Here is a 7260-nt window from a genome sequence, read left to right on the forward strand (position 1 = left end):
TTACTGGAAAATTCGATTTTTTAAAGGATGGCTATAATATGGATTTTAGAATAAAATCAAACAAAAGTAATTTGCATGAACTTTTTACCGCTTTTCCTCCAAAATACATCACTTGGCTTAAAGATGCTGAATTAAAAGGAAATGTTGATTTATTGCTTACCCTTAAAGGAAAGTATATTGCGTCCCAAAATATAGCACCTGATTTAAGTTTGAATTTTAAATTAAAAGACGGCTTTGTAAATTATAAAAAAAGTGCTTTTCCAGTCTCCAACTTAAATATGGATATTGCGACAAAAGTACCGTCTTTGAATCCAGAACTTTTACAGCTGGATGCTAAAAATGTATCTTTAAATATTGGAAAAAATTATCTTAAAACGCAGTTGAAAATGAATGGGATGTCCACCCCGGACATTGATTTGACTTTGAATTCTCAAATCGATTTGGAGAAATTAAATCGCGCACTAGGAGTTTCGGATATAGAATTAAAAGGAATGCTTGTAAGTGATTTGAAAGCCAAAGGAAAATACGATCAAAAGCAAAGACTTTTTCCAAATGTAAATGGAACGTTGAATTTGAAAAATGGATTTGTAAAAACTCCGTATTACCCAAATCCGATAACCGATATCAATGTTATTTCGAAAATAGATAATCAAAAAGGGACTTATGACGGTCTTTCGGTTGTGTTGAAACCAGCTGGTTTTACTTTTGAAGGAGAACCTTTTTTGGTGGAAGCTGATCTGAAAAATTTTGATGATTTGAATTATGATATTAAGGCTAAAGGGATTTTAAATATCAGTAAAATTTACAAGGTGTTTTCGCAAAAAGGATTGGATGTTGATGGTTTCATCAAAGCTGATTTGGAATTGAAGGGGACTCAAAACGATGCCGAAAAAGGGAACTACGCCAAATTACATAACAAAGGAACACTAGAACTACGAAATATAAATGTTGTTACGGAGTATTTGCCCAAATCATTGTTGATTAAAGAAGGGATATTCAGATTTAATCAGGATAAAATGTCTTTCAATACCTTTTTGGCTTCTTATGGTCAGTCTGATTTTAAATTGAATGGTTATTTACAGAATGTATTTAATTTTATGTCTTCAAAAAATGGTACTTTAAGAGGTTCATTTACTTTGAATTCAAAATTTATCAATGTAGATGAGTTCATGTCCAGTACATCGACAGCTCCAGTTGCTACGACAACGACAGCTCAAGATATCCCTCCACAAAATACTACTCAAGAAACCGGAGTGATTCTTGTTCCTTCAAATCTTGATTTGCAATTTTATGCCACAGCTCATAAAATCAATTATCAGGGACTTATACTGCAAGATGGAAAAGGGGCGGTGAAAATGAAAAATGGAAAAATGCTGATGCAGAATACAGGGTTCAATTTAATTGGCTGCAATGTTACCATGAATGCAGCTTATCAAGGAATTTCTCCTAAGAAAGCGGTTTTTGAATATGAAATCAAAGCCACTGATTTTGATATAAAACGAGCCTACAAGGAAGTGAAAATGTTTCGAGAAATGGCAAGTGCTGCCGAAAATGCCGAAGGAATTGTCTCGTTGGATTACAAAATAAAAGGCAGGCTAAATCAACAAATGATGCCTGTTTACCCTTCGTTAATAGGTGGAGGAATACTGTCTATAAAAGATGTAAAAGTAAAAGGTATGAAAATGTTTAATGCCGTGAGTCAAACTACCGATCATGAAGCTATTAAAGACCCGGAATTGTCCAAAGTGGAAATCAAATCAACGGTAAAAAATAACATTATTACCATTGAACGCTTTAAATTTAAGTTTGCAGGTTTCAGGCCGAGAATTGAAGGAACTTCAAGTTTAGACGGTAAATTGAATATAAAAATGCGATTGGGTTTACCGCCTCTGGGAATTATCGGAATTCCGCTTACAGTTACAGGAACTAAGGATAATCCAAAAGTTAAAGTAGGAAAAAAAGGAGATGAAATAGAGGAAACTAAAGATACGGAAGATAATTAGATAAAAATATTTCTTCTGTTTTTAGAAGAAAATCTTGTAAGAAGTGCAAATTGCTTTTATGACATTGTCAAGGCGGTTTGTACTTTTTTTAGTTTCATTTGATAAATTAGGGTAAATGCGATCCGCTGTAATATCAGGAATATTGCTGTGATTTAATCAAAAAGAGTATTGATGTTCATGTCTCCAATATAGTTCACTTAAGAAAAACATTTTCATTCTGTTTTGTTTCATTTGTTGTTTCTGAATCATATTGTAATCTATTTAATGTTTCTGTTTTTAATCAAATAGTTGTTTTAATTTTTTAAAAGTAAATTACCTAGAAAGGATGAGGATTATGTGGCTTTTTTTGTAAATTTATAATGATTTTTTAGTTGTTTGTATTGGTGATCAATGCATTCTGTATGTTTACAAAGAAAACGGCAAACTTGGAAATTTAATGTAAAAATGCAAAAGGAATGAATACTTTAGGTACCGAAAAATATTTGTTTTCAAAGAAAATAGATTCATATTTTGAGGGTGTTTATAGTGGTTATCGGTTTGTTGTTCGTTTTTTTAAAGAAGCGTTTACACCTCCTTTTCATTTTCGTGAAATTATTAATCAGTGCTTCGAGATTGGGTTAAAATCACTTTCATTAATAACTCTGACGGGTTTTATCGTTGGAGTCGTTTTTACAAAACAATCGCGACCTTCTTTAGAAAGTTTTGGAGCGGTATCCTGGCTTCCGTCGTTAATGGGAATTGCTATAATGAGAGCTCTCGGGCCTTTAGTGACCTCGCTCATTTGCGCAGGAAAAGTAGGTTCCAGCATTAGTGCTGAACTGGGATCCATGAAAGTTACCGAGCAAATCGATGCAATGGAAGTGTCGGCTATTAATCCATTTAAATATCTTGTAGTAACCAGAGTTTTGGCTGCAACTATCTCTATTCCTATGCTTTCTTTTTATTGCAGTTTTGTTGGACTGCTTGGGGCTTATTACAATGTTTCAAGCGAAGAAGCGACAAGTTTGCAAGTGTTTTATCATAATGCTTTTTCAAATATTTCTTTTTTAGATATTTTTTCATCGCTTACAAAAGCTTTGGTATATGGGTTTACAATTGGGATTGTCAGTTGTTACAAAGGTTTTTTTGCTACACATGGAACTCGAGGTGTTGGCAAGGCAACCAATCAAGCAGTAATCCTTTCCATATTTCTCATCTTTCTTGAAGAGGTAATAATAGTGCAAATTGTTAATTGGATTAGATATTTTTAGACATGGAAAGAGATAAAATTCAATTTGGTAACACGGGAGATACTGTTATAAAAATTGAGGGATTGTATAAATCTTTCGGCGAACTTGAGGTTTTGAAAGGCGTTGATTTGACGGTTCAAAAAGGAGAAAATTTAGCGGTACTGGGCAGGTCTGGTTCTGGAAAATCGGTTTTGATAAAAATTTTGGCAGGTTTATTAAAACCAGACAGAGGAACTGTAACTATGTTGGGCAAACAATTGAATCAATTAAAACCAAAGCAATTGGATGAATTGCGGTTGCATATGGGATTTTCATTTCAAAGTAGTGCTTTGTATGATGGTATGAGCGTGTATGATAATTTATCGTTTCCCTTGACAATGAATGTAAAGAATCTTAGCAGAAAACAAGTGAATGATGCCGTGGAGGAAGCATTGGATGCGGTGGGTTTAATTGATAAAATTGAGAGAAATCCCGAAGAGCTTTCCGGTGGACAACGAAAAAGATTGGGTATTGCTAGAACGTTAATTATGAAGCCTGAAATAATGTTGTATGATGAACCAACTGCAGGATTGGATCCTGTAACTTGTGCTGAAATTAATGCGCTTATTGTTGAAGTTCAGCAGAAGTTTAAAACAAGTTCTATTATCATTACACATGATCTTACTTGTGCAAAAAACACTAGTGAACGTATTGCTATGCTAATTGATGGAACATTTTTAAAAATTGGAACATTTGAAGACGTTTTTAAGACTGATGAAGAGCAAATCAAAAAATTTTTCTCTTATAATTTTACACTTTAACTCATGAATGAATCATCAAGTAAGCGCGCTTTATATGTAGGTCTATTTATTTTTATAGGCATGATATTTTTGTTTGGAGGTATTCTTATGGTTGGAAATCTTCACGATACTTTCAAGAAAAAAATGCAATTAGTTTCTGTTTTTGATGAGGTAAATGGATTGCAGACAGGAGCCAATATCTGGCTCTCGGGAGTTAAAATTGGGAAGGTGAGGAATATCAGAATCAGTAGAAATAGGAATGTTTGGGTGACTCTAGATATCGAAAACACAGCGCAACAGTTTATAGTTAAAGATGCTAAAGCCAAGATAGGAACTGATGGACTTATTGGAAACAAAGTTGTAATAATCTACGGTGGTACTGAAAATTCTGAATCGGTGAGAGATGGAGATACTTTGAAAGTAGGAAGCACTTATTCGACTGAGAATATGATGAATACTTTACAGAAAAATAATGAAAATCTTCTAGCTATAACTACTGATTTTAAAAAAATCAGCCATAAGTTGACAACAAATGAAGGGACAGTGGGGAAATTACTGAACGACAATATTTTGTATGACAATATTAATTCAGTAGCCTTGTCGCTTAATAACGCCTCTGTAAAAGCAGATAAATTAATTGCTTCTCTTAATGAGTTTAGTGCAAAATTAAATAAAAGGGGGTCACTTGCGAATGATTTGGTCACCGATACGATTGTTTTTAATTCGATTAAAAAATCAGTTTCAGAATTGGAAAAAATGACCAAAACGGCCAATATATTTATGGAAAATTTAAAGGGGGCCAGTAGTAATCCCAATTCAGCAATAGGGGTTTTGTTGCATGATGAAGAATCAGGGGCTAATTTAAAAAAAACGATAGAGAACTTAGAAAGCAGTTCTGAAAAATTAGATGAAGATCTTAAGGCGGCACAAAGTAGTTTTTTATTGAAAGGTTATTTTAAGAATAAAGATAAAGAGGCTAAAAAAGCAGCGTCTCAAAATAAAGATTAAGTTAGTCATTACAAAAAAACATAATATGTTTTTGGAAAAGTAATCAGTTCAAATAGTACTTTGTAACTTTACCAAAGCATTATTTGAACTGATTTTCTTTTTTATTTTGAAGCCCCAGGTAAATTATGATAGATATAATCTCCATGTGTGCCTGTGAAAGCTAATCTTAGTTCATCAAAAAAAGCTTTGCTGTCTGCTTCTTTAGGCCAGGCTGCTTTTGCTAATTCATCTTGTTTTTGGTTTGATTTTTCTATGTCTCCGAAAGAGTCATAAAAGTAAGCTTCCATAAAATCCCTGCTGTCCGATCCCCAAGCATGGCGAAAAGGGTAGTATCCTTTGATGTAAGGGTCTTTTAGGGTAATTTTTTCATTGTATTCCTTCATGCCTTTTCCTTTTCCGGACATTGACATTTGAGATTTACGCATATAAACAATCATAGGCTCTTTTGAGGATGCTTTGAATTCTTTCGTGCCAATTGTTTCAATGGAGGCGTAAATTTCGTCCGAGTGAAAGGGAACATAATAGCTTCGTTGTTTGTCAAAAAAAGCGGTTCTTGCTTTTTCATCGGGCCATGCTTTTTTGGCAAGCTCTTCAGAGATGCTTTGTGCTTTTTCAATATCATCCCAAGTTTTGTAGACATTTACCATAATGACTTCTGTGCTGTTTCCGGTGTAATAATGGGTGAGAATTTCAGAGCCAATTATTAAGTCATTTTTGCTCGTTACTTTGTCAAAGTACTCTTGTTCCGTTGCCTTCCAGTCTTTACCGTCAGTGTCTAGATTTCTGTGTAGGGTTGTCATTGTGATAAATACAGGTTTGGGGGGGTCTTGAGCATGGATATCCATACTTAGAAGGAATGTTAAAATTAACACTCCCAACGAAAAAAAAGTTCTCTTTCTCATAATAAATTAAAAATTAAGTGATTAATTAACAAAAAACACACATAAATTTAGTTAATTGTTAGTCAAGTAGTTATGAAATTTTAATTTATTTTTAATAGAAAAAAGAATTTTTTTTTAAACCTCTTTATTTAAAGGCAATTCGGCCACCACAAAGGTGCTTCCACCAACATAGATAAAATCATTTTTTGTAGAATTATTCTGAGCATTATTGTAAGCTTCTGTAACAGAGTTGTGTGTGTTTCCGATTAGTGAAAATTTCGATGCTTTTTCCTGTAATAAAGATGCGTCCAGACCTCTTGGAATATTCGGTTTGCAAAAGTAATAGGTAGCATTTGTTGGAAATAAAGGTAATACTTCTTCTAGCTCTTTGTCGTTGACAACTCCCAGCACAATATGCAAGTGATTAAAAGTCTCTTTTTGTATTTGTTTCAAAACAATTTCTAGACCGTTTTTGTTATGTGCCGTGTCGCAAATTATTTTTGGGTTTGTACCCAGTTGTTGCCATCTTCCCAGTAATCCGGTATTTTTTATCACATGAAGCAAACCCGATTTTATGTTTTCGTCACTTACTTTGTAATCGGTTTGTTCATTTAAAATTTTAAAGGTTTGAATAACGGTTTTTTTATTGTGCTCTTGATAATCGCCAATTAAATCAGAGGGATAAGTTTCAGAAATTAAATCGGAAGCAAAATAGATTTTAGCTTTATTTGCTGCGGCTTTTGCCAAAAAAACTGGTTGCGTTTCAGAAGTATATTCGCCAATAACAACGGAAATTTCGGGTTTGATAATTCCAGCTTTTTCAGTTGCAATAGATTCCAGTGTATTGCCCAGAAACTGAACGTGATCAATACCAATATTAGTAATTACTGAAACCAGCGGTGTGATAATATTTGTGGCGTCCAGTCTTCCGCCCAATCCTACTTCGATAATAGCGATGTCTACTTTTTCCTTGGCAAAATAATCAAAGGCCAATCCAACGGTCATTTCAAAGAAACTCATGTCGTTTTCTTCAAAAAAAGATTTATGTTGCTCGATAAATTCGCAAACAAAATCTTCGGAGATTTCAGCACCGTTAATCTTGATGCGTTCCCGAAAATCTTTCAGATGAGGTGAAGTGTATAATCCCACTTTATACCCCGCTTCCTGCAGGATGGAAGCCAGCATGTGCGAGGTAGAACCTTTACCATTGGTACCGGCAACGTGTATGCATTTTATCTTTTTATGAGGATTATCAAGATGATCCGCCAATAGATTAACATTGGTCAAGTCTTTTTTATAAGCCGAAGCCCCTTGCAATTGATACATTGGAAGTTGATTAAACATCCAGTTTGTGGTTTCT

The 7260-nt window shown here is 34.0% G+C and carries 6 protein-coding genes; 4 read left to right on the forward strand and 2 right to left on the reverse strand.

Annotated features, from left to right (window positions below):
- From VFS71_RS14845 to VFS71_RS14860, 4 genes are all read left to right on the forward strand, one after another.
- Positions 1-2003: hypothetical protein (locus VFS71_RS14845; protein ID WP_326402194.1), on the forward strand; the 2003-nt coding region annotated here is incomplete at its 5' end.
- 455 nt (positions 2004-2458) lie between these two features.
- Positions 2459-3253 carry an ABC transporter permease gene (locus tag VFS71_RS14850; RefSeq protein ID WP_326402196.1) on the forward strand — a complete coding sequence of 265 codons (795 nt, stop codon included), beginning with the start codon at positions 2459-2461 and terminating at the stop codon, positions 3251-3253.
- A 2-nt stretch (positions 3254-3255) separates the two neighbouring features.
- Positions 3256-4032 carry an ABC transporter ATP-binding protein gene (locus VFS71_RS14855; RefSeq protein ID WP_326402199.1) on the forward strand — a complete coding sequence of 259 codons (777 nt, stop codon included), beginning with the start codon at positions 3256-3258 and terminating at the stop codon, positions 4030-4032.
- Between the two features lie 3 nt (positions 4033-4035).
- A complete protein-coding gene (locus tag VFS71_RS14860) occupies positions 4036-5019 on the forward strand; it encodes an MlaD family protein (RefSeq protein ID WP_326402202.1) in 984 nt (327 codons plus the stop codon).
- A 101-nt stretch (positions 5020-5120) separates the two neighbouring features.
- On the opposite strand, the gene VFS71_RS14865 is transcribed toward VFS71_RS14860, so the two are convergent.
- Both VFS71_RS14865 and VFS71_RS14870 read right to left on the reverse strand, forming a co-directional pair.
- On the reverse strand, positions 5121-5819 hold the full coding sequence (locus VFS71_RS14865; RefSeq protein WP_326402204.1) for a hypothetical protein: 699 nt from the start codon (positions 5817-5819) through the stop codon (positions 5121-5123).
- Between the two features lie 216 nt (positions 5820-6035).
- Positions 6036-7260 (reverse strand): folylpolyglutamate synthase/dihydrofolate synthase family protein (locus tag VFS71_RS14870; protein ID WP_326402206.1); only part of this gene is annotated, 1225 nt, incomplete at its 5' end.

Origin of the sequence: Flavobacterium sp., assembly GCF_035760125.1 — a bacterium.
Lineage (GTDB): Bacteria > Bacteroidota > Bacteroidia > Flavobacteriales > Flavobacteriaceae > Flavobacterium.

Bases quoted from the DNA above. Each gene is read 5' to 3' on its own strand.
- VFS71_RS14850 (WP_326402196.1), top strand. From the start codon at position 2,459: ATGAATACTTTAGGTACCGAAAAATATTTGTTTTCAAAGAAAATAGAT.
- VFS71_RS14860 (WP_326402202.1), top strand. From the start codon at position 4,036: ATGAATGAATCATCAAGTAAGCGCGCTTTATATGTAGGTCTATTTATT.
- VFS71_RS14855 (WP_326402199.1), top strand. From the start codon at position 3,256: ATGGAAAGAGATAAAATTCAATTTGGTAACACGGGAGATACTGTTATA.
- VFS71_RS14865 (WP_326402204.1), bottom strand. From the start codon at position 5,819: ATGACAACCCTACACAGAAATCTAGACACTGACGGTAAAGACTGGAAG.